General features: G+C 74.1%; 23 protein-coding genes. 8 read left to right on the top strand and 15 right to left on the bottom strand.

The genetic code is table 11. The features are described 5' to 3' along the window. Positions 1-12: 12 nt before the first annotated feature. Positions 13-771 (top strand): GntR family transcriptional regulator, encoded by a 759-nt coding sequence (locus IE219_RS03570; RefSeq protein ID WP_189975033.1) that lies wholly within the window; start codon positions 13-15, stop codon positions 769-771. A 256-nt stretch (positions 772-1,027) separates the two neighbouring features. Continuing rightward, positions 1,028-1,318 (top strand): Imm32 family immunity protein, encoded by a 291-nt coding sequence (locus IE219_RS03565; RefSeq protein ID WP_229849574.1) that lies wholly within the window; start codon positions 1,028-1,030, stop codon positions 1,316-1,318. A 126-nt stretch (positions 1,319-1,444) separates the two neighbouring features. On the opposite strand, the gene IE219_RS03560 is transcribed toward IE219_RS03565, so the two are convergent. Continuing rightward, positions 1,445-1,630: a hypothetical protein gene (locus tag IE219_RS03560; protein ID WP_189975032.1), complete on the bottom strand. Its 186-nt coding sequence runs from the start codon at positions 1,628-1,630 to the stop codon at positions 1,445-1,447. Positions 1,631-1,751: 121 nt separating this feature from the next. Between IE219_RS03560 and IE219_RS03555 the strand changes: the two genes are divergently transcribed. Then, a complete protein-coding gene (locus IE219_RS03555) occupies positions 1,752-2,273 on the top strand; it encodes a DUF4231 domain-containing protein (protein WP_229849573.1) in 522 nt (173 codons plus the stop codon). Positions 2,274-2,303: 30 nt separating this feature from the next. Here IE219_RS03555 and IE219_RS03550 read toward each other — a convergent pair whose 3' ends face one another. Further along, on the bottom strand, positions 2,304-3,062 hold the full coding sequence (locus IE219_RS03550; RefSeq protein WP_189975031.1) for a GntR family transcriptional regulator: 759 nt from the start codon (positions 3,060-3,062) through the stop codon (positions 2,304-2,306). A gap of 211 nt (positions 3,063-3,273) precedes the next feature. On the opposite strand from IE219_RS03550, the gene IE219_RS03545 reads away from it, so the two are divergent. Beyond that, positions 3,274-3,495, top strand: coding sequence for a hypothetical protein (locus tag IE219_RS03545; RefSeq protein ID WP_189975030.1), 222 nt, complete (start codon positions 3,274-3,276; stop codon positions 3,493-3,495). Between the two features lie 102 nt (positions 3,496-3,597). Further along, positions 3,598-3,834 (top strand): DUF2277 domain-containing protein, encoded by a 237-nt coding sequence (locus IE219_RS03540; protein WP_189975029.1) that lies wholly within the window; start codon positions 3,598-3,600, stop codon positions 3,832-3,834. Positions 3,835-4,021: 187 nt separating this feature from the next. On the opposite strand, the gene IE219_RS03535 is transcribed toward IE219_RS03540, so the two are convergent. The 7 genes from IE219_RS03535 to IE219_RS03505 form a co-directional block, all read right to left on the bottom strand. Then, positions 4,022-4,645: a DedA family protein gene (locus tag IE219_RS03535; protein WP_189975484.1), complete on the bottom strand. Its 624-nt coding sequence runs from the start codon at positions 4,643-4,645 to the stop codon at positions 4,022-4,024. A gap of 107 nt (positions 4,646-4,752) precedes the next feature. Continuing rightward, positions 4,753-5,259, bottom strand: coding sequence for a DoxX family protein (locus IE219_RS03530; RefSeq protein WP_373298755.1), 507 nt, complete (start codon positions 5,257-5,259; stop codon positions 4,753-4,755). A gap of 230 nt (positions 5,260-5,489) precedes the next feature. Beyond that, a complete protein-coding gene (locus IE219_RS03525) occupies positions 5,490-6,140 on the bottom strand; it encodes an HNH endonuclease family protein (protein WP_189975028.1) in 651 nt (216 codons plus the stop codon). A gap of 320 nt (positions 6,141-6,460) precedes the next feature. Further along, the gene (locus IE219_RS03520; RefSeq protein WP_189975027.1) at positions 6,461-6,796 is read right to left on the bottom strand and encodes a hypothetical protein; all 336 of its coding nucleotides are present in this window, start codon (positions 6,794-6,796) and stop codon (positions 6,461-6,463) included. Further along, positions 6,793-7,287, bottom strand: a complete 495-nt coding sequence (locus tag IE219_RS03515; protein WP_229849572.1) for a DUF6232 family protein — start codon at positions 7,285-7,287, stop codon at positions 6,793-6,795. The genes IE219_RS03520 and IE219_RS03515 overlap by 4 nt, the downstream gene beginning before the upstream one ends. 138 nt (positions 7,288-7,425) lie before the next feature. Beyond that, positions 7,426-8,094, bottom strand: a complete 669-nt coding sequence (locus IE219_RS03510) for an HAD-IA family hydrolase (RefSeq protein WP_189975026.1) — start codon at positions 8,092-8,094, stop codon at positions 7,426-7,428. A gap of 146 nt (positions 8,095-8,240) precedes the next feature. Then, entirely contained in the window at positions 8,241-9,434 is a 1,194-nt protein-coding gene (locus tag IE219_RS03505; RefSeq protein ID WP_189975025.1) for a peptidoglycan-binding domain-containing protein, read from the bottom strand. Positions 9,435-9,567: 133 nt separating this feature from the next. Here IE219_RS03505 and IE219_RS03500 point away from each other — a divergent pair, with 133 nt between their 5' ends. Next, on the top strand, positions 9,568-11,643 hold the full coding sequence (locus IE219_RS03500; RefSeq protein WP_189975024.1) for an MDR family MFS transporter: 2,076 nt from the start codon (positions 9,568-9,570) through the stop codon (positions 11,641-11,643). 30 nt (positions 11,644-11,673) lie between these two features. Here the strand turns inward: IE219_RS03500 and IE219_RS03495 are convergent, their stop codons facing one another. Both IE219_RS03495 and IE219_RS03490 read right to left on the bottom strand, forming a co-directional pair. After that, the gene (locus tag IE219_RS03495; protein ID WP_373298754.1) at positions 11,674-12,159 is read right to left on the bottom strand and encodes a GNAT family N-acetyltransferase; all 486 of its coding nucleotides are present in this window, start codon (positions 12,157-12,159) and stop codon (positions 11,674-11,676) included. A gap of 45 nt (positions 12,160-12,204) precedes the next feature. Then, entirely contained in the window at positions 12,205-12,534 is a 330-nt protein-coding gene (locus tag IE219_RS03490) for an antibiotic biosynthesis monooxygenase family protein (RefSeq protein ID WP_189975022.1), read from the bottom strand. Between the two features lie 12 nt (positions 12,535-12,546). Here IE219_RS03490 and IE219_RS03485 point away from each other — a divergent pair, with 12 nt between their 5' ends. After that, on the top strand, positions 12,547-13,611 hold the full coding sequence (locus tag IE219_RS03485) for a serpin family protein (RefSeq protein ID WP_189975021.1): 1,065 nt from the start codon (positions 12,547-12,549) through the stop codon (positions 13,609-13,611). A 90-nt stretch (positions 13,612-13,701) separates the two neighbouring features. On the opposite strand, the gene IE219_RS03480 is transcribed toward IE219_RS03485, so the two are convergent. The 3 genes from IE219_RS03480 to IE219_RS03470 all read right to left on the bottom strand — a co-directional run bounded on the left by IE219_RS03480 (position 13,702) and on the right by IE219_RS03470 (position 16,838). Beyond that, positions 13,702-14,382 carry an O-methyltransferase gene (locus tag IE219_RS03480; RefSeq protein ID WP_189975020.1) on the bottom strand — a complete coding sequence of 227 codons (681 nt, stop codon included), beginning with the start codon at positions 14,380-14,382 and terminating at the stop codon, positions 13,702-13,704. Further along, entirely contained in the window at positions 14,379-15,458 is a 1,080-nt protein-coding gene (locus IE219_RS03475) for a DUF2330 domain-containing protein (RefSeq protein ID WP_189975019.1), read from the bottom strand. Before IE219_RS03475 ends, IE219_RS03480 begins: the two co-directional genes overlap by 4 nt. A gap of 129 nt (positions 15,459-15,587) precedes the next feature. After that, the gene (locus tag IE219_RS03470) at positions 15,588-16,838 is read right to left on the bottom strand and encodes a cytochrome P450 (RefSeq protein WP_189975018.1); all 1,251 of its coding nucleotides are present in this window, start codon (positions 16,836-16,838) and stop codon (positions 15,588-15,590) included. Between the two features lie 324 nt (positions 16,839-17,162). On the opposite strand from IE219_RS03470, the gene IE219_RS03465 reads away from it, so the two are divergent. Next, a complete protein-coding gene (locus IE219_RS03465; RefSeq protein WP_189975017.1) occupies positions 17,163-18,341 on the top strand; it encodes a steroid 3-ketoacyl-CoA thiolase in 1,179 nt (392 codons plus the stop codon). A gap of 185 nt (positions 18,342-18,526) precedes the next feature. Here IE219_RS03465 and IE219_RS03460 read toward each other — a convergent pair whose 3' ends face one another. Further along, a complete protein-coding gene (locus IE219_RS03460) occupies positions 18,527-18,928 on the bottom strand; it encodes an aggregation-promoting factor C-terminal-like domain-containing protein (protein ID WP_189975016.1) in 402 nt (133 codons plus the stop codon). Between the last annotated feature and the right edge of the window lie 41 nt (positions 18,929-18,969).

The raw sequence follows: 18,969 nt of genomic DNA, 5'->3' as shown, positions 1-18,969 counted from the left end.
TAGATTTTCCATATGCCTGAGCAGCCGCCATACCTCCGCATCGCGGATGTCCTTCGAGAGCGGATCGCGGCGCACGAGTGGGCGCCCGGGGACCGGCTCCCCTCGCGGGCGCAGATCGCCCAGGAGTACGGCGTCGGCGACAACGTGGTGCGCCGCGCCCAGGAACTGCTGATCTCCCACGGCGTGTTGGAGGGCCGCGCGGGCTCGGGCACCTACGTCGCCGAGGCCCGCCAGCGGGTGCGGATGATGCGCTCCTCGACGCGGGAGCAGGGCGGCGGCTCGCCGTTCCAGGCCGACATGAAGGCCATGGGCAAGCTCGGCGACTGGGAGAGCCGGACGGAGGCCAAGGTCCCGGCGCCCGCCGAGATCGCCTCGCGGCTCGGCATCGAGGAGGGTGAGCCGTGCGTCCGGAGCGTGTACGAGTTCCTCGCCGACGGCCGCCCCGTGCAGCTCTCGACGAGCTGGGAGCCGTACGCCCTCACCGCCGGCACCCTCGTCGTCCTTCCCGAGGGTGGACCGCACGCCGGCACGGGCGTCGTCAACCGGATGGCCGTCATCGGGATCACCGTCAGCCACGCCGTGGAGCGGCTCGAACCGACGCAGGCGACCGCCGAGGAGGCGTCGCTGCTCGGCATCCAGAAGGGCGCGCTGGTGACGCGCATCCGGAGGACGTACTACAGCGACGATGGCCGGGCCGTGGAGACGGCCGACATCATCGTGCCCGCCGCCCTGGGCGAGGTCGTCTACGAGGTGCCGGTCGCGCGTCGGTGACGCCCGCGGATCCGGTCGTCATGCCGGACGCGGGCGGCGAAGAGGGAGAGCGCGGGACGCGGGGAAGCTCGGGTACGGCTCCGCCGCTCTGGTGGGGGCGGCGCCGTCCTTGCCGCGCTCTCCTGCGGGAGCATCGTGACGCAGGCCGTCCGATGCCGTCGGCGCGCCATCGCGGCTCTGGAGGGGGAGGGGCCGGCCCGGTTCGGTTGAACCGGGTACCCGCAACGCCCCGGCCGGCGGTGCCATCATGGACGGCATGAACTCCGAGTACGGCGGTGCCCCGACGGAGAGCACCCGTGCCACGGTCAAGGCGGACGGGGCCGGGCTGGTCTTCGCGTGGGACGAGGACGCGCGCATCGAGGTGCGGGGGCTCGGGAGCGAGGTCGTCATCGAGGCCAATGCGGCGGGTCTCAGGACGCTGGCCGGGCACTTGCTGGTGCTGGCCGGGGACGGTGTTTCCGACGGGGCCCATCTGCATCTCGAAGACGGCAACGGGCTGGAGGAGGGGTCCGTCGGCCTGGTGCTGGAGCGGAGCGACGAGGAGTGAGGGAGTCGCGGTGACGGTTCGGCTGGAGGCCTGAGCCGTCCGCACCCGGCGGCGGGTGGCGCGGCGAAGGCCCGGACGCCGGTGTCGAAGCGGCGGTCCGGGCCTTCGCGGTCTCCCGGTTCCGGGTTACTTGATGACCTCGACCTTCTTGTCGCCGGCCGACTTGGCCTCCGTGATCCACTTGACCGTGCCCGTCTCGCGGTCGCTGGCGTCGGTGGTGGTGGAGGGGGCGGCGAGCAGGGTGCCGAGGGCGGCGGCCGCCGCGGCGAGGACGGCGAGGAGGACGCCGGCGCGGGTGGCGGTGGTCGTCATGAGGACTCCCGGTGGTGTGGTGGGGTGGTGATGACGGGGTGAACGTATCGTGCCCACCCGCCGCCGGGGAACGGGTGGGCCCGGGTTGACGCGGGGACCGCGCCGCGGGTCTACTCCGGGCATGGTGGAAGTGGGGGACGCACCCGAAGTGGACGGCGAGGGCGGCGAGATGACGCCGCGGAAGTACGTCGAGAGCCGGCTGGCGCAGTATCAGGAGTGGTACGACGTCAAGGCCGCCCGGATGAAGGCCATGCACCTGCGGATGCGGACCGTCTCGGTGGTCGGCGGGGCGCTGGTGCCGGTGTTCGTGAACCTGGACGCGGGCTTCGCGCGCGTCACCGCGACCGTGCTGAGCGTGGTCGTGGTCGCGGCGGTGTCGCTGGAGAGCGTCTACCGGTACCGCGAGCAGTGGAAGAACTACCGCTCCACCGAGCAACTGCTCGGGCACGAGCGGATCTACTTCGCGGCGCGGGTGGGGCCCTACCGGGGCCTCGCGGAGCGGGAGGCGTTCACCCTGCTCGTCGCCCGCGTCGAGAAGGCCATCGCCAACGAGAACGCCGCCACCCTCAACGTCATGACGCTGGGCGGGCAGGTCAGCGCCGACGTGGACGGGCGGGAGGCCGCCGTGCCCGCGCAGCGCTGAGGGCGGGGGAGCGGCGCGGGGCGCAGGGGCTCAGGCGTCGAAGTCGTACTCCAGGATGTACGCCGACGCGTCGAGGGTCATCTCGTTGAGCTCGACCGCCGTGCCCGGCCCCGTGTAGGCGGTGCGCCCGATCAGGACGACCGGCGTGCCCGGCGGCAGGGCCAGGCCGTCCGACTCGTCCGCCGTCGGCATCCGGCAGCGGATCTCCTCGCGGAAGCGGACCGGCCGGTGCCCTAGCTCGGCCAGCCGGGCGTACGTGCCCCCGGGGCCGGTGTCCGGCGCGGTGATCGGGGTGCCGCGCACCAGGGCCGCCGAGAGGTACGAGACGGAGAGCAGGACCGGCTTGTCGTCGAGGACGTAGCGGCGGCTGCGGACGCAGACCGGGTCCTCCGGCGCCAGGTCCAGCGCGCCCGCGATCCGGGCCCCCGCGGCCCGCTCCGACACCTCGACCCGGTCCACGGCCAGGGCGCGCCGCTCCGTCTCCGCCGCCCAGACCGAACGCCCGCCGGACCAGCCCTCGGCGGCGAGGCGGGAGACGCCCCGGCGGCGCAGCGGCCGGAAGGAGCGGACGAAGACCCCGGAGCCCTTGCGCGCCTCGGTGAGGCCCTCACCGCCCAGGACCGCGAGCGCCTGCCGGACGGTCATCCGGGCCACGTCGTGGGCGGCCATGAGGTCGTTCTCGCCGGGGAGCCGGTCGCCCGGCGCGAAGTCGCCCGAGCGGATCGCTTCTCTCAACTCATCAGCGATGCGTTGGTACTTGGGCCGACGAGCGCCGTCCTGGTCAGTCACGGATGGACCACTCCCTTCGTCTGCGGGACACCCTAAGGGGCGCCCCGGGGCCGGGCTGCACACGTGTGCGCCGTCCCGCCCCGTACTCCATCCATCAGGGGACATCTCTAGAGATGTGTTGACAGGGGGAGGCCGCCGCGCTTCCCTAGGTGTCCCTCAAGCGGCATCCATGCGGCGTCCACGCGGCATCCGGACGGGACGGAGGGATTGCGTGCAGTCATGGCCCGAGGTCGGTGACCTCGTCCGCGACACCGCCACGGGGCGGGTCGGCTTCTTCGTGCGGAACGCCTCCGGGCGCCTCCTGATCCGCACCGTCCACGGCGGGACGGTATGGGAGGCAGAACCCGGCGACGTGCAGCCCGCCACCCCCCTGCGCGAACTCCGCGCCCGCGCGGCCGAGATCAACGCCCGCAGCAGACGTGGCCTGAATTAGCGCTTGCCGGGAGGGCCGGGAAGTGGTGGAGACCTCCGGCGGCGGCCGTCGGCGGGGCGCTGCCGGAGGGGCACTGTCGGTGGCGCGCGCCACACTGGAGGCATGTGCCGCAGCATCAAGACCCTCCGCCCGCCCGTCCTGCCCCACGAGGCGACCCCGGACGACGTCCGCGCCGCCGCCCTCCAGTACGTCCGCAAGGTCTCCGGCTTCCGCGCCCCCGCCGCGCACAACCGCGAGGTCTTCGAGCGGGCCGTGGACGAGATCGCCGAGGCCACCGCCCGGCTCCTCGACACCCTGGAGGTACGGGGGAGCGGCGCCCGGCCGCACGACGGGGCGTAGGGACGACGGAGGGGCGTAGGGGACGCCGACCGGTCGGTCGACAGGCCGACGGACCGACCGGCCGACGGACCGGCGGTCAGCCAGGTTGAGAGGCCGGGAGAAGGCGGCCGGTCAGAGGGGGGGCGGCCGGTCGATCGGAGGGGGCGGCGGCCGGTCGATCAGCCGGTCGGCCCGGGGCGTCGGCCGGTCAGGACGCCGGGGCCGGGGACGGTCCCGGGCGGCGGAGGAGGTAGCCGGCCAGGCCGCCGGCCAGCAGCAGCGCCAGGGTGGACACCGCCGCGCTGAACCACGTCGCGCCCAGCCAGCGGCCTCCCAGCCAGCCGAGGCCGACGCTGTACGAGGCCCATATCACCGCCGCCAGCGCGGACCAGGGCAGGAACTGCTCGGGGGGCCGCCGGGCCGCGCCCGCGCCCAGGGAGACCACCGAACGGCCCGCGGGGGCGAACCGGGCCAGGATCACGAGGAGTCCGCCGCCCCGGGCCAGGGCGGTGCCGAGGCGTTCCCGCGCCAGGGTGAGGCGGCGGGAGCGGGCTATCGCCCGGTCCAGCCGGTGTCCGCCGCGCAGCGCCAGCCGGTAGGCGAGGAAGTCGCCGAGCAGGGAGGCCGAGGCGGCGGTCAGCAGCAGCGCGAGCAGGGACGGCACGTCGGAGGGGGCGGTGCCGACCGCGCCGATGGCGGCGGAGGCGGCCGTGGCGGCGGAGATCACGAGGAAGCCGCTCGGCAGCACGGGGAGGAAGACGTCGAGCAGGATCGACGTCGCCACCACCGGATAGATCCACGGGCCCGCGGCCAGCGACCTCAGCGAGCCCATGTCGTCGAGCAGATTCACAGGGCCAGAGCCTACGCGGCGACGCCCGAGCCCCCGCCGGGCGGGTGCCGGCGGGGGCTCGCGGAGAGGAGAGGGGAGAGGGCGGGGCCTCAGGCGGCCATCGTCGCGCCCCGCTTCTCGCCGCCCGGCGCGCTCTCGGTGCCCGCCGGGCCCCGGCCGGTCCGGGTGTCCGACGCGGCGGCCGGTGCCTTCGGGCCGAAGAGGGTGCCGAGGGAGAGGGCGCCGGGGCCGGTGAAGATCAGCAGGGCGAAGGTCCAGGAGAACAGCGCGGCGGTCTCGCCGCCGTTCTGGAGCGGGAAGAGGGCGTGGGACTGGTGCACCCAGAAGTACGCGTACGCCATGGAGCCCGAGGCGAGGAGGGCCGCGCCGCGGGTGCCGAGGCCGAGCAGGACCAGGGCGCCGCAGACGAGCTGGATCACCGCCGCGTACCAGCCGGGCCAGGTGCCGGCGGGTATGGTGCCGCCGCCCATCGCGCCGCCGAGGACGCCGAAGAGGGAGGCGGCGCCGTGGCAGGCGAAGAGCAGGCCGACGACGATCCGGAACAGGCCGAGCGCGTACGGCTGCGCCTGCTGGAGACGAGGGGTCAACTGGTTCATGAGGGGGACTCCTTCGGCTGGTCCGCCCTGGGTGGGGGCGGGTGTGGGGGTGCCGCCGGACGTCGCAAGGTTAGGTGACCCTCACTTGTACTTGCAAGTTCAAGCATGTCGATGAGGAGCGGCGCGCCGGTGGTCATAGAGTTCCCTATGGTCTGGACCACCGACGCGCCGATTTCACGCCGTTCTCGCGCCGTTCCCGCACGATCGCCGGCGCGTGCCGAACCGTTTGTTCAGCAGCCGTTGAGGACCGACTGGAGGGCGCTCTTCTCGGCGGAGTCGACGCTGAGTTTGTAGTAGTACTTCACCTGGACCCAGGCGCGGACGTAGGTGCAGCGGTACGCCGTGCGCGACGGCAGCCAGCTGGCCGGGTCCTGGTCGCCCTTGGACTGGTTGACGTTGTCGGTCACGGCTATGAGCTGCGGCCGCGTCAGGTCGTTGGCGAGGCCCTGGCGCTGGGCGGTCGTCCAGGAGTTGGCCCCCGAGCGCCACGCCTCGGCGAGCGGGACGAGGTGGTCGATGTCGAGGTCCGAGGCGGCGGTCCAGGTCGCGCCGTCGTACGGCGAGTACCAACTCCCGCTCACCGAGGCGCAGGCGGAGTCGGTGACGACGTTGGAGCCGTCGCGCTTGAGCACCGTCTCGCGGGTGTTGCAGGTGCCGGACTGGGTGATCCAGTGCGGGAAGAGGTCGCGGCTGTAGCCGCTGAGGGAACCTTCCGCCTTGACCGTGAGGGAGGCGAGGTAGGTGCGGGCGGTGGCGGCGCTGACGGGGGTGGGCATCGCGGCCTGCGCGGAGGGCGCGGCGGTCGCCAGGCCGGTGAGGGCGAGGGCGGCGGAGGAGGCGAGCACAGCGGCTCGACGCGCGTAGACCTTGCCGACGGGCATGGGGGAACTCCCTTGGTTCGAGGGGACCTCGGCGATGCGTCCGGTCCCGTGCGGTGCCGGGCGGGTGCCCGGCCATCGTGACGGCGCCGGATGTCGCTGCGGCGTGCGCCAGGTAACAGAGTGGCGACATGGGCACGTCACATCAAGGGGTGCGCGGAACCCTGACGGAGCGTCGGATTCCGCCGGGTGGTGAGGAGTTGGGGATAGGGGGTGAAGAGGCGGGGCGGGGTCCGTTCGGGGTCGGGTGTGGCCGAGGGGCGCGTTCCGGGCGGGCCGGGGCGCGCCCCTCGGTCGTGGGGTCCGCCCGTGGGCGGGGCGGGTCAGCCGGTCAGGAGGGCCCTCGCCGCCGCGATGACCGGGACGCCGACCTCGCCGAGCAGGGCCGCGATGCCGGTGATGCGCTGCACCAGGCCGCGCCGCCGGTCCGGGGAGGTCTCGGCGGCGATCGAGTCGGCCGCCGCGTCCACCTCCGCCCGGTCGCTCTCGTCCAGGTGCGGGCGGAGCTTCTCGATCTCCCGCAGCAGGGCCTCCAGCGCAGGCCCTCCCGTGGTGGCGCCGACGGTCTTGCCGCCGGCCACGATGTCTCCGGACCCGGTGTGCTCGGCCTTGCCGATGCTGCCCGCGCCGTGCTGTTCGATGTGGTCGCCGCTCGTCATGTCCGGATGTCCCCGCTTCCGCTGTGGTGGGCCTTGCCGATGCTGCCCGGGCCGTACTGCTTGATCAGGTCGCCGTGGACCGCGTGCTCGACGTTGATGACGATCTGCGCGACCTCCGGATTGCCGATCGCCTTGGTGATCTCGTAGATCAGCTGCTGGATCTCCTCCTGCCGCGTGGACCAGATGGCCTCGCGCTGGGTGCCGGAGGTGTTGAGGACCAGGCCGTACAGCGGGGGCTTCTGGAGGGCCGCGACCAGCCTCCAGATCAACAGGCCCTCGACGGCGAGGAGGACGAGCGTCCCCACCGTGTCGCCGACCGCGGCGATGATGCCGCCGACGATCAGCCAGCCGATCGTCCGGAGGATGAACGTCTTCCAGGCCGCCCCCTGGTCGACGGCCAGCCGGCGCTGTCCGACGTGGGATATGTTGCGGAGCGGATACGCCTCGCCGCCCACCCACAAGACGCCTTCATTGATTGTTACCTGGGCCACCGCAGGACCCTCCCGTCGCCTGCCGAACTGCTGAGGTAGGGAGGGTAGCGAAGCCGGCGCGTGCGCGCGACGGAGAACGGCCCCCGTATCACGTTCGATACGGGGGCCGATTCCCTTGGTGCGCAAGGGGGTTGACGGTCAGTCGGGCAGGACGGTGAGCACGATCCCGCCATCGGCGGAGCGCTCCACCCGCAGCGCGGTCAGGTCCGCCACGTGGACGTCCGGCGCGAAGGCCGCCGCGCGCGGGCCGACGCCCACCACGCGCGTCCCGGCCGCCCGCGCCGCCTGGATGCCGGCCTCGGAGTCCTCGAAGGACACGCACTCCGCCGGGTCCACGCCCAGCTCGGCCGCGCCCTTGAGGAAGCCCTCCGGGTCCGGCTTGCTCGCGCCGACCTGTTCGGCGGTGACCCGGACCTCCGGCATCCGCAGCCCCGCCGCGCCCATCCGGGCCGTGGCGAGCGCCAGGTCCGCCGAGGTGACGAGGGCGTGCGGGAGGTCCGCGAGGGCGTCCATGAAGGCGGGGGCGCCGTCGACCGGTACGACCCCGTCCAGGTCGGCGGTCTCCTCGGCGAGCATCAGCGCGTTGTCGGCGTGGTTCTCGGCCATCGGGCGGTCGGGGAGGAGGACCGCCATCGTGGCGTACCCCTGGCGGCCGTGCACGACCTTGAGGACGGCCCCGGCGTCGAGCCCCTGGCGGTCGGCCCAGCGGCGCCAGCAGCGTTCCACGACGGCGTCCGAGTTGACCAGGGTGCCGTCCATGTCGAGCAGGAGGGCGCGGGCGGTGAGCGTTGCCGGGGTGGCGGCCATGAGGTCTCCAGGGGGGTGGTGCGGAGAACGAAGCGGTCCCGCCCGCCGGTCAGGGAATACGGGCGGGGCCACTTTGTTTTTCCACGATACAAAACCGGGGGGCGTCTTGGCCACCCGGCCCCGCGCCAAAGGGGCCGGCGGCCCCGTCAGTCCCCGTAGCCGCGCCAGTCGCTCTCGTACTCCAGCCGCTGCCGCGTGTACGGGCCGTACACGCCCCGCGGGTCCTCCATCGGCCAGAACCGGTTCTGGAAGTCCGCCACCGCGGCCCGCACGTCCTTGCCGTAGACGCCGTCGACCTTGCCCGTGTAGGCCCACAGGAACTTCAGCCGGGCCTGGAGGTCCCGTACCGCCGGTCCGGTGTCCCCGAGGCGCAGGGTCGCCCCCTCCGGCGCGTCCGTGGGGGTCGGTGCGACCGGGGCCACCGGCGCGGTCGTGCGGCCGGGCGTGGGCGTCGCCGCCGTGGACGCGCCCCCGGTGGGGCCCGCCCCGCCGGTCGCCGTCGGCGAGCCCGTCGCCGTCGGTTCCGCGGACGCCGTCGCCGAGGCCGTCGGGGAGGCCGAGGAGGTGCGCCGCGAGGGCGTGGCGGACGGGGAGCGGGTCGGCGTGGGGGAGGACGAGGAGGGGGACGGGGCCTCCGACACGGCGAGGTTCAGGGAGGCGCTGGTGGTCACCTCGGGGACGGCCGCCCGGTCCTCCGGCTCCTCGCCGCCGAAGACCGCCGCCGCCAGGGCGGCCGTGCCGACCACGGCCGCCGCCGCGACGACCGCGACGACCGCGCCGCGCCGCCGGCGCGCCCGCTCCCGTCCGGGCGCCTCGCCGCCGGTCCCGTCGAGGAGCAGCGGCGCCGTCTCCGGACCCCCGCCGCCGTGCCCGTACGGAGCGGGAGCGCCGGAGTCGTACGGCGCGCCGGAGTCGTGCGGGGCGCCGGAGCCGTAGGGGACGGTGGAGTCATAGGGGACGCCCGCGTCGTACGGGGCGCCCGCGCCGGGGCCGTACGCGGCCTCGGAGCCGTGCGCGGCCTCGGAGCCGTACGCCGTCCCGTACGCCGCGTCCCTCCCATGCGCCGCGTCCCTCCCGTGCCCCGCGTCCGGCCCGTACCCCTCGTGTCCCCCGTGCGTCGCACCGGCCCCGCCGGGGGCCGGGTCCGGGCGGATCGCGGCGAGCCGGGCCGTGGGCGGGTCGCCCGCCCCGTCGGGGAGGTCCTGGACGTCGTGCGCCTCCAGCGTCACGTACGGCCTGATGCGCAGCGGGTCGAAGTCCTCGGCCGCCGCCCGCTCCGCGCGGGCGCAGGCGCAGCCCGGTCTCCGACCACCGCATTCAGGACATGCGTGTCCGGTCATGATGTGTCCCTCCCCAAGCAACTGGCAGTGATTATGCAGCCCGGATCTTTCCCATGGGGGAACAGATGTGCCCCTCGGCGGGCCATATCCGGACATACGACTCAGGATGGAGGGGACTCGGGAGGAGAGGCCCATGGCGCAGGAGACCAGCCCGTCCCCACCTGGCGGAAAAGCGGCCCCGGCGCCCGGGGAGGGACAGAGCCGCCGCACCGTCCTCGTCGCGATCGGCGCGCTGCTGCTCGGCATGCTGCTCGCCGCCCTCGACCAGACGATCGTCTCCACCGCGCTGCCGACGATCGTCAGCGAACTCGGCGGCATGGAGCACCTCTCCTGGGTGGTCACCGCCTACCTGCTGGCCTCCACCGCCGCCACGCCCCTGTGGGGCAAGCTCGGCGACCAGTACGGCCGCAAGAAGCTCTTCCAGGGCGCGATCGTCCTCTTCCTCATCGGCTCCGCCCTCTGCGGCCTGGCCCGGAACATGCCGGAGCTGATCGCCTTCCGCGCCGTCCAGGGCCTCGGCGGCGGCGGCCTCATGGTGCTGTCCATGGCGATCGTCGGCGACCTCGTCCCGCCCCGCGAGCGCGGCCGCTACCAGGGCCTCTTCGGCGCCGTCTTCGGCGCCACCAGCGTCCTCGGACCGCTCCTCGGCGGCCTCCTCACCCAGCACCTCTCCTGGCGCTGGGTCTTCTACGTCAACCTCCCCATCGGCGTCGTCGCCCTCTTCGTCATCGCCGCCGTGCTGCACATCCCGGTCCGCTCCACCCGGCACACCATCGACTACCTCGGCACCTTCCTCATCGCCTCGGTCGCCACCTGCCTCGTCCTGGTCGCCTCCCTCGGCGGCACCACCTGGGACTGGGGCTCGCCGCAGATCATCGGCCTCGCCGTGCTCGGCGCCGTCCTCCTGGTCTGCTTCGTGGCGGTGGAGCGGCGGGCCGCCGAACCGGTCCTCCCGCTCCGCCTCTTCCGGGTCAGGACCTTCACCCTGGTCTCGGTCATCAGCTTCGTCATCGGCTTCGCGATGTTCGGCGCCATGACCTACCTGCCGACCTTCCTCCAGGTCGTCCAGGGCGTCACGCCCACCATGTCCGGCGTCCACATGCTGCCGATGGTCCTCGGCCTGCTGCTCACCTCCACCGCCTCCGGCCAGATCGTGTCGAGGACCGGCCGGTGGAAGGTCTTCCCGATCGCGGGCACCGCCGTCACCACGATCGGCCTGCTCCTCCTGCACGGGCTCACCGAGACCAGCCCCACCTGGGAGATGAGCCTGTACTTCTTCGTCTTCGGCGCCGGCCTCGGCCTGGTCATGCAGGTCCTCGTCCTCGTCGTGCAGAACGCCGTCGGATACGAGGACCTCGGCGTCGCCACCTCGGGCGCCACCTTCTTCCGCTCCATCGGCGCCTCCTTCGGCGTCGCCGTCTTCGGCACCCTCTTCACCGACCGGCTCACCGGCGAACTGGAGGACGTCTTCGCCCGCGCCGCCGCGGCAGGCCTCCCGGTCCCGCCCGGCACCGACGCCGGCCGGGTCGCCGCCGACCCGCGCGCCGCCGCCCACCTCCCGCCCGAACTGCGGCCCGAGGTGCTGCACGCGTACGCCACCTCCATCACGGACGTGTTCCTGTACGCGGCGCCGGTCGTCCTCCTCGCCTTCGCCGTCTCCTGGTTCCTCAGGGAGGACCCGCTCCGGGCCTCCGTCACCGCGCCCGACGCGGGCCAGACCCTCGGCGCCAACCCCGTCGAGCGCTCCTCGCGCGACGAGGCCGCCCGCGCCCTGTCCGTGCTCGGCTCCCGCGAGGGCCGCAAGCGGATCTACGAGAAGATCACCGCCCGCGCCGGGCTCGACCTGTCGCCCGCCGCCGGCTGGTTGCTGCTCCGCATCCGCCGCCACGGGGCCGTCGAACCCGCCCGGCTCGCCGAGACCGTGCCCCTGCCGGTACGGGTCGTCACCGAGGCGGCCCGCGAGATCGAGGAACGGCGCATGGTCGCGCGCGAGGGCGTCCAGCTGATGCTCACCGAGGACGGCGTGGCCACCGCCACCCGCCTCGCCGCGGCCCGCGAGGAGTCCCTCGCCGAACTCCTCGGCGACTGGTGGGGCCCCGACCGGCCCACCGACCTGGTCCGGCTGGTCGAGGAGCTCAACGCCGAACTGTGCGGCTCGGACCAGGAGCACCCCCAGGGCCCGGAACCGCCCCGCGACCACCGGGCCTGACGGCACCCCGGCGGGGCCCGGCCGGCGGGGTCAGAGCTCCTTGCCGTACCAGATCTCCATGTACGGCCCCGAGCAGTACGCCGGGATCTCCCCGTACCCGTGCCGGACGTACAGCGCCCGCGCCTCCACCAGGTCGAGACGGGTGTTGAGGACCGTCCGGCGGGCGCCGAGCGCGCGGGCCGCGTCCTCCAGACCGGCCATCAGCAGATCGGCGCCGCCCCGGCCCCGGAAGGCGTGCCGCAGGAAGACGCGGGTCAGCTCGGCCCGCCCGCCGTCCAGCAGGAGCAGCCCGCCGCAGCCCGCCGCCTCGCCCCCGTACCGGGCGACCAGGAAGGCCCCGGTGGGCGCGGCGAGCGCCGCCACCCCGTCGTCCGCGAGCCCCTCGTCGACCTCCGCCTCCGTCGCCGGACGGCCCCAGTACCGCCCGGCGACGTCGCCGTAGTAGGCGCGGCGCAGGGCGGTGGCGTCCGGGGTGTCGACGGCTTCGGGGGCGAGGCTCCAGGTCATGGCCGCCATTCTGCGGCCCGCCCCGCCCCCGCCGCCTCCGGATAAACGGTGCGGCTACGCCGGGGGCGCGGCCTGCTGCACGACCTCGAAGGACCACAGCGTCGAACCGCTCGCGGCGGGCTTCGGGCGCTCCCCGCCCTCGCCGCCGGCGGCGCCCTGGTGGGCGGCCTTCATGGAACCGTTCATCCAGTTCTGGAAGTCCTCCTCGCTGCGCCAGCGGGTGTACACCAGGTACTGGTCGGTGCCCTCGACCGGACGCAGCAGCTCGAACCACTCGAAGCCGTCGGACCCCTCCACGGCCCCGGCCCGCGAGGCGAACCGCCGCTCCAGGACCTCCCGCTGCTCGGCGGGCACGGTCAGGACGTTGATCTTCACGATGCTCATGAAAGGCAGGATATGACCGGCGACAGGGGCGCGGGACGGGCGGGTGCGGTGCGGGAGCTGGCCGAGTGGGCGCTGCCGGACGATCCGGCGGCGGACTGGGCGGGCTCCCCGGCCGGGCTGTGGACGGCGCTCGCCGCCGTCGCGGCCGGGGCGCGCGGGCGGACGGCCGAGGAGCTGCGGGGGCTGCTCGGGACCGCCGGGGAGGAGGCCGGACCGGCCGTCGCCGGGATGGACGCGCTCCTCGCCCGGACCGGCGGCGTCGCGTGCGGGACCTCGGTGCGCAGCCGGGTGCCGGTGTACGCCGCCTACCGGGACGCGCTGCCCGGGATCGGCTTCGGCGGGCTGGGGCCGGGGACGGCGGCGGAGCTGGACGCGTGGGTCGCCGGGGCCACCGGCGGGCGGATCGCGCGGCTGCCCGCCGCCCTGGACGGCGGGGCGGACCTGGTCCTGGTGGGGGTGGTGGCGCTGGCCGCGCGCTGGCGGGAGGCGTTCGCGCGGTCCGCGACCCGGCCCGCGCCCTTCACCGACGGGCGCGGGACCGTCACCGGGGTGCCGACGATGCACCGCGGGCTGCCCGCCGACCGCGCCTGGCGGGTCGGCGGCGGGACCGTGGTGGAGCTGCCCTGCGCGGGGGAGCGGGCGCCGCTGGTGCGCTTCGTGCTCGGGCCCGAGGGGGCCGGGCCCGCCGCCGTGGTGCCGCTGGCCTGGGCGGAGGGCGGGCGGGAGCCGGTGCGGGCCGGGGCCGTCGAACTGGCGCTGCCCCGCTTCACGCTGCGCGGGCGCACCGACGTCCTGTCCCTGCTGGCCTCCCTCGGGGTGACCGCCCCGCTCCGTCCCGGTGCCGACTTCTCCGGCCTCTCGCCCGAGCCGCTGCACGTCACCGAGGCGCTCCAGGAGGCGGTGCTGGAGGTCGCGGAGGAGGGGGTGGAGGCGGCGGCCGTCACCCAGGTCGTGATGACCCGCAGCGCGGCCCGGCCCGCGCCGGTGGAGCGGATCGCCTTCGACCGCCCCTTCGGCGTCGTCGTCCTCGACGCCGAGGGGCGGCTGCCGCTCTTCACGGGGTGGCGGGCCGGCTGACCCCCGGGCCGCGCCGTGCCGGGCCGGCCGCCTGGCCGGCGGCCGGCCCGCGCCGACGGTCGGCCCGACGGTCGGTCCGGCGGCGGGCGGTCAGTTCGTGACGCGGGCGACGAGGAGGCCGTCGTGGCCCTTCGAGCCGACCGTCTGGATCGCGGTGGCGTCCAGCCGGGGCTCGCGCGCGACGAGGTCGAACATGGCCCGGGTGCCGGTGATCGCCGGGTCCGCCGGGTCCTCGGTGGCGACCCGCCCGCCGCGCACCACGTTGTCGACGACGAGCAGGGTGCCCGGGCGGGAGAGCTTCAGAGCCCAGGCCACGTAGTGCGGATTGTTCGCCTTGTCGGCGTCGACGAAGACCAGGTCGAAGGGGCCCGCGCCCTCCTCCGCCAGCCGGGGGAGGCTGTCCAGGGCGGGCCCGGTGCGGACCTCGACGCGGTCGGCCAGGCCCGCGCGGGCGAGGTTGGCGCGCGCCACCTCGGCGTGCCGGGGCTCGTACTCCAGGCTGATCAGCCGGCCGTCGGCGGGCAGCGCGCGGGCCAGCCAGATGGTGCTGTAGCCGCCGAGGGTGCCGATCTCCAGGATGCGGCGGGCGCCCTGCACCTGGGCCAGCAGGTTCAGGAGCTTGCCCTGGTTGGGGGCGACGGCGATCTCGGGGAGTCCGGCCGCCGCCGAGTCGGCGAGCGCGGCGGTCAGCGCCTCGTCGGCGGGGACCAGCAGGTCGGTGAGGTAGGAGTCGACTTCGTCCCACCGGGGGTTCGGCTGAGGGTGTGTCATGCGGCCGACGGTACCCGGCGGCGGCGCGCCCGCGCGGTCAGCACGGCGGCCGCCGCGACCAGGGCCGCGCCGCCGCCCGTCGCGAGCAGCCAGGCCGGGATACCGGCGACGGTGGCGATCCGGTCGGTGTAGACGACCCGGCGGTACGGGGTGTCGGCGACGGTCCGCAGGACGTGGTCGTCGTCGATGCGGGACGGCTCGGGGAACTCCTGCTCCAGGACCGTGAGATGGGCGGGCGCGCCGCCGGTGAGCGCGGCGACCGGGCCCTCCGGGCGGTCGATCCGGCCGGAGAAGGCGACCTCGGGGCGGGCACCGCCGATCGCGGAGCGGGGCTCCATCCGGTGGTCGGCGAGGATCGACAGGCCGAGGGTCTGGCGCTGGGCGGCGAGCCGGGAGAGCCGCATGGGGTAGACGAGTTCGGTGGAGGCGAAGGTGATCCGCAGCGGGGTCAGCTCCCCGTACAGCGGCGCGCCGCGCTCCTCGGGTGCGAGGCGGACGGCGACGTACTCCCACTTCCGCTCGACGTAGGGCCGGAGTTCGGGGGTGAGCCGGTCGGGCAGCGCGAAGCCGTTGGCGCGCAGCCAGTCGCCGAGCGCGTCGGGGTCGGTGGCGGTCAGCCGGGCGACGTCGAAGGGGCCGAGCCGCTCGCGGCCGACGACGCCGACCCGGCCGCCGGGGGCGGCCCCGGCCGAGGCCCCGTCGCCGCGCCCGGCGTCGAAGGGCCAGTCGTCCTCGCGGGGCCAGAAGTAGGTGCGGTCGCGCCGCTCGGGCGCGGCCAGCTCCTCCAGCGCGTCGAAGAGTTCCGGATCGCCGAGGGTGACGTCGGCGCGGTCCGGCACGGGCATGATCCAGGCGGCCCGTTCGGCGTTCCCGTGCACGCGGAAGCGCATGACGACGGTCTCGGTCCGGCCGTCCCAGCGGACGGCGGACTCCTCCCGGTCGACGCCGATCCGCCGGTCCTCGTCCGGGATCATGGCCCCGCAGCCGCAGGCCCAGGCCGGTGCGACGAGCGAGCCGAGCTGGAGCGCGAGCAGCGCGGCCAGCGTGGTCAGGATTCTGTGTGTGGTCCCCCGCATGCCCGGTCGGACGTACGGGGGCTCCTTCCGGTTCCGGCGATACGGCTCCGGCGATACGGTTCCGGCGGTACGGCCCCGGTCCCGGAGGCGCGGTCCCGGGGCCGTACCGTCAGGGCGCGCCGGGGGCCGTCAGCCGGCGCGGACCCGGAGTTCCTTGACGCCGTTGAGCCAGGCCGCGCGCAGCCGGCGGGGTTCGGCGGCGAGGGTGAGGTCCGGCAGGACGTCCGCGAGGGCGTCGAAGATCAGCTCGATCTCCTTCACGGCGAGGGACTTGCCGAGGCAGAAGTGGGGTCCGCCGCCGCCGAAGCCGAGGTGCGGGTTGGGGTCGCGGGTGATGTCGAAGCGGCCGGGGTCCTCGAAGACCTCGGGGTCGTGGTTGGCGGAGGAGTAGAAGAGGCCGACCCGGTCGCCCTTCCGGATGGTCTGCCCGCCGAGTTCGGTGTCCTGGGTGGCGGTGCGCTGGAAGGAGACGACCGGGCTGGCCCAGCGGACGATCTCCTCGGCGGTGGTCGCCGGGCGCTCCCGCTTGTACAGCTCCCACTGGTCGGGGTGGGTGAGGAAGGCGTGCATGCCGTGGCTGATCGCGTTGCGGGTGGTCTCGTTCCCGGCGACGGCGAGCAGCAGCACGAAGAAGCCGAACTCGTCGGAGGAGAGGTTGCCCTGGCCCTCGGCGGCGACGAGCTGGGACACGATGTCCCGGGCGGGGCACTCCTTGCGCGCGGCGGCCATGTTCATCGCGTAGCCGATGAGTTCCATGGCGGCCTCGACGCCGACCTCCTCGGTGATGGCGTACTCGGGATCGTCGTACGCCACCATCTTGTTGGACCAGTCGAAGATCCGGGAGCGGTCCTCCTGGGGCACGCCGATGAGTTCGGCGATGGCCTGGAGGGGGAGTTCGACGGCGACCCGGGTGACGAAGTCGAAGGTGCCGTCCGGGTCCTCGGCCGCGGCGGCGCGGGCCTCCTCGGCGATGGCGCGGGCCCGGGTGCGCAGCACGGTCTCCAGGCTGCGGACGGCGCGCGGGGTGAAGCCGCGCTGGACGATCTGGCGGACCCGGGTGTGCTCCGGCGGGTCCATGTTCAGCATGATCAGCTTCTGGACGTCGATCTGGTCGCGGTCGATGTGCTCGTTGAAGCGGATCACGGCGGTGTTCTCGTGCGAGGAGAACAGCTCGGGGTGGGTGGAGACGTACTTGACGTCCGCGTGGCGGGTCACCGCCCAGTACCCCTCGTCGTCGAAACCGGTGACGCCGCGCGGCTGGGCGCACCACCAGACCGGGGCGGTCTCCCGCAGCCGCGCGAACTCCGGGAGCGGGACGCGACTGCGCAGCAGGTCGGGGTCGGTGGCGTCGAATCCGTCGGGGAGATGGGGGCAGGTCATCGGCAGCACGCTCCATATCTGATGGACCATCAGAAGTTGCCGGGAAAGTTAGTAACGAGTTCTACAAGTCGCAAGGGGCGCGGACGGAACTCGTCCCCCGCGCCCCCTCTGGAATGCGAACTCCGGTGTGAAAGAAGGGGCTTGAGGGGTCCGCTCCGGGCGCCCCGAGTCGCCCGGCGGTGGAACTGCTGCCTTCCGGACCCTTGCGTACCGGCGGTAGCAGTCATAAGACTGCATCCAGAACTAGAACGCGTACTAGTTCTCCCGTGACGCCGGCCGGCGGAGTGCCGGGACACCCCGCCCGTCGAGGAGAGGACCGAGCTCATGGCCGCGGAACCCGTCATCGTCGAAGCCGTACGCACCCCCATCGGCAAGCGCGGAGGCGCGCTCGCCAACCTCCACCCCGCCTACCTCCTGGGCGAGACCTACCGCGAACTCCTCGGCCGCACCGGCATCCCCGCCGACTGCGTCGAGCAGGTCGTCGGCGGCACCGTCACCCACGCCGGGGAGCAGTCCATGAACCCGGCGCGCACCGCCTGGCTCACCATGGGACTGCCCTACGAGACCGCCGCCACCACCGTCGACTGCCAGTGCGGCTCCTCGCAGCAGGCCAGCCACATGGTCGCCAACATGATCGCCGCCGGCGTCATCGACGTCGGCATCTCCTGCGGCGTCGAGGCCATGTCCCGCGTGCCGCTCGGCTCCGGCTCCAAGCACGGGCCCGGCAAGCCCTTCCCCGACGAGTGGAACGTCGACCTGCCCAACCAGTTCGAGGCGGCCGAGCGGATCGCCCGCCGCCGCGGCCTCACCCGCGAGCGCGTCGACTCCCTCGGCCTGCTCTCCCAGGAGCGGGCCGCCACCGCCTGGGCCGAGGAGCGGTTCAAGCGCGAGACCTTCGCCGTGCAGGTCCCCACCACCGAGGACGAGCAGCGCGCCGGACAGGGCATGTGGCGCCTGGTCGACCGCGACGAGGGGCTGCGCGACACCACCATGGAGGGGCTCGGCGGCCTCAAGCCGGTGCTGCCCACCGCGGTCCACACCGCCGGGAACTCCTCCCAGATCTCCGACGGGGCCTCCGCCGTGATGTGGGCCTCCAAGCGGATGGCCCGCGCGCTGAAACTGCGGCCCCGGGCCCGGATCGTCGCCCAGGCCCTCGTCGGCGCCGACCCGCACTACCACCTCGACGGGCCGATCGACGCGACCCGGACCGTCCTCGGCAAGGCGGGCATGTCGCTGCGGGACATCGACGTCGTCGAGATCAACGAGGCGTTCGCCTCGGTCGTCCTCAGCTGGGCCCAGGTCTTCGAGAAGGACCTCGACGGCCTGGAGAAGGTCAACGTCAACGGCGGCGCCATCGCCCTCGGCCACCCCGTCGGGGCCACCGGCGCCCGGCTGATCGCCACCGCCCTGCACGAGCTGGAGCGGACCGACAAGGAGTTCGCCCTCGTCACCATGTGCGCGGGCGGCGCGCTGGCGACGGGCACGATCATCCAGCGCCTCTGACCCCGGACGGCTCGATCCGGTACGACCCCGATCCCGTACGACTCTGATCCCGTACGACTCCGGTCCCGTACGGCTCCGATGCCGTGCGGGACCGGGGCCGTACCGCACGGGGGAACGCCGCAGGCCCCGCCCCTCCGAGTGGAGGGCGGGGCCTTGCGGGTGCGCGGGAGGCGGCGTGGTGACTCTTAGTACCAGCCGTTGGCCTGCCAGAACGCCCAGGCGGCGTTCGGGGAGCCGTAGCGCTCGTTCATGTAGTTCAGGCCCCACTTGATCTGGGTGGCCGGGTTGGTCTTCCAGTCGGAACCGGCGGAGGACATCTTCGAGGCCGGCAGGGCCTGGACGAGGCCGTAGGCGCCGGACGAGGAGTTGGTCGCCTTGTGGTTCCAGCCGGACTCGTGCGACACGATCTTGCTGAAGGCGGAGTACTGCGAGGCGGGGACGATCTGCCGGGCGAGCTCCTGCGGGCTGGCGGCCGAGGCCGAGCCCGTCGTGCCGAGGACCGCACCCGAGGCGCCGAGCAGCACGGCTGCGGAGGCGGCGATGGACTTCTTGCGGGCAACGGCGCGAGTGGCGATCGAGCGGAACAAAACGTGTACCTAACGTCGGGGACTTGGGGCGCGCCGGGCGT

The organism is Streptomyces termitum (genome assembly GCF_014650175.1).
Lineage (GTDB): Bacteria > Actinomycetota > Actinomycetes > Streptomycetales > Streptomycetaceae > Streptomyces > Streptomyces termitum.
The sequence above is the reverse complement of the archived record's forward strand: the minus strand, read 5'-3'. Positions and strand labels throughout refer to the sequence as shown.

Coding starts and splice junctions, on each gene's coding strand:
- IE219_RS03465 (WP_189975017.1), top strand. CDS start 17,163: ATGGCCGCGGAACCCGTCATCGTCGAAGCCGTACGCACCCCCATCGGC.
- IE219_RS03525 (WP_189975028.1), bottom strand. CDS start 6,140: ATGCCCGTCGGCAAGGTCTACGCGCGTCGAGCCGCTGTGCTCGCCTCC.
- IE219_RS03495 (WP_373298754.1), bottom strand. CDS start 12,159: ATGGCGGCCATGACCTGGAGCCTCGCCCCCGAAGCCGTCGACACCCCG.
- IE219_RS03540 (WP_189975029.1), top strand. CDS start 3,598: ATGTGCCGCAGCATCAAGACCCTCCGCCCGCCCGTCCTGCCCCACGAG.
- IE219_RS03470 (WP_189975018.1), bottom strand. CDS start 16,838: ATGACCTGCCCCCATCTCCCCGACGGATTCGACGCCACCGACCCCGAC.
- IE219_RS03480 (WP_189975020.1), bottom strand. CDS start 14,382: ATGACACACCCTCAGCCGAACCCCCGGTGGGACGAAGTCGACTCCTAC.
- IE219_RS03505 (WP_189975025.1), bottom strand. CDS start 9,434: ATGACCGGACACGCATGTCCTGAATGCGGTGGTCGGAGACCGGGCTGC.
- IE219_RS03520 (WP_189975027.1), bottom strand. CDS start 6,796: ATGACGAGCGGCGACCACATCGAACAGCACGGCGCGGGCAGCATCGGC.
- IE219_RS03535 (WP_189975484.1), bottom strand. CDS start 4,645: ATGGGCTCGCTGAGGTCGCTGGCCGCGGGCCCGTGGATCTATCCGGTG.
- IE219_RS03565 (WP_229849574.1), top strand. CDS start 1,028: ATGAACTCCGAGTACGGCGGTGCCCCGACGGAGAGCACCCGTGCCACG.
- IE219_RS03555 (WP_229849573.1), top strand. CDS start 1,752: ATGGTGGAAGTGGGGGACGCACCCGAAGTGGACGGCGAGGGCGGCGAG.
- IE219_RS03530 (WP_373298755.1), bottom strand. CDS start 5,259: ATGAACCAGTTGACCCCTCGTCTCCAGCAGGCGCAGCCGTACGCGCTC.
- IE219_RS03475 (WP_189975019.1), bottom strand. CDS start 15,458: ATGCGGGGGACCACACACAGAATCCTGACCACGCTGGCCGCGCTGCTC.
- IE219_RS03570 (WP_189975033.1), top strand. CDS start 13: ATGCCTGAGCAGCCGCCATACCTCCGCATCGCGGATGTCCTTCGAGAG.
- IE219_RS03490 (WP_189975022.1), bottom strand. CDS start 12,534: ATGAGCATCGTGAAGATCAACGTCCTGACCGTGCCCGCCGAGCAGCGG.
- IE219_RS03560 (WP_189975032.1), bottom strand. CDS start 1,630: ATGACGACCACCGCCACCCGCGCCGGCGTCCTCCTCGCCGTCCTCGCC.
- IE219_RS03500 (WP_189975024.1), top strand. CDS start 9,568: ATGGCGCAGGAGACCAGCCCGTCCCCACCTGGCGGAAAAGCGGCCCCG.
- IE219_RS03485 (WP_189975021.1), top strand. CDS start 12,547: ATGACCGGCGACAGGGGCGCGGGACGGGCGGGTGCGGTGCGGGAGCTG.
- IE219_RS03510 (WP_189975026.1), bottom strand. CDS start 8,094: ATGGCCGCCACCCCGGCAACGCTCACCGCCCGCGCCCTCCTGCTCGAC.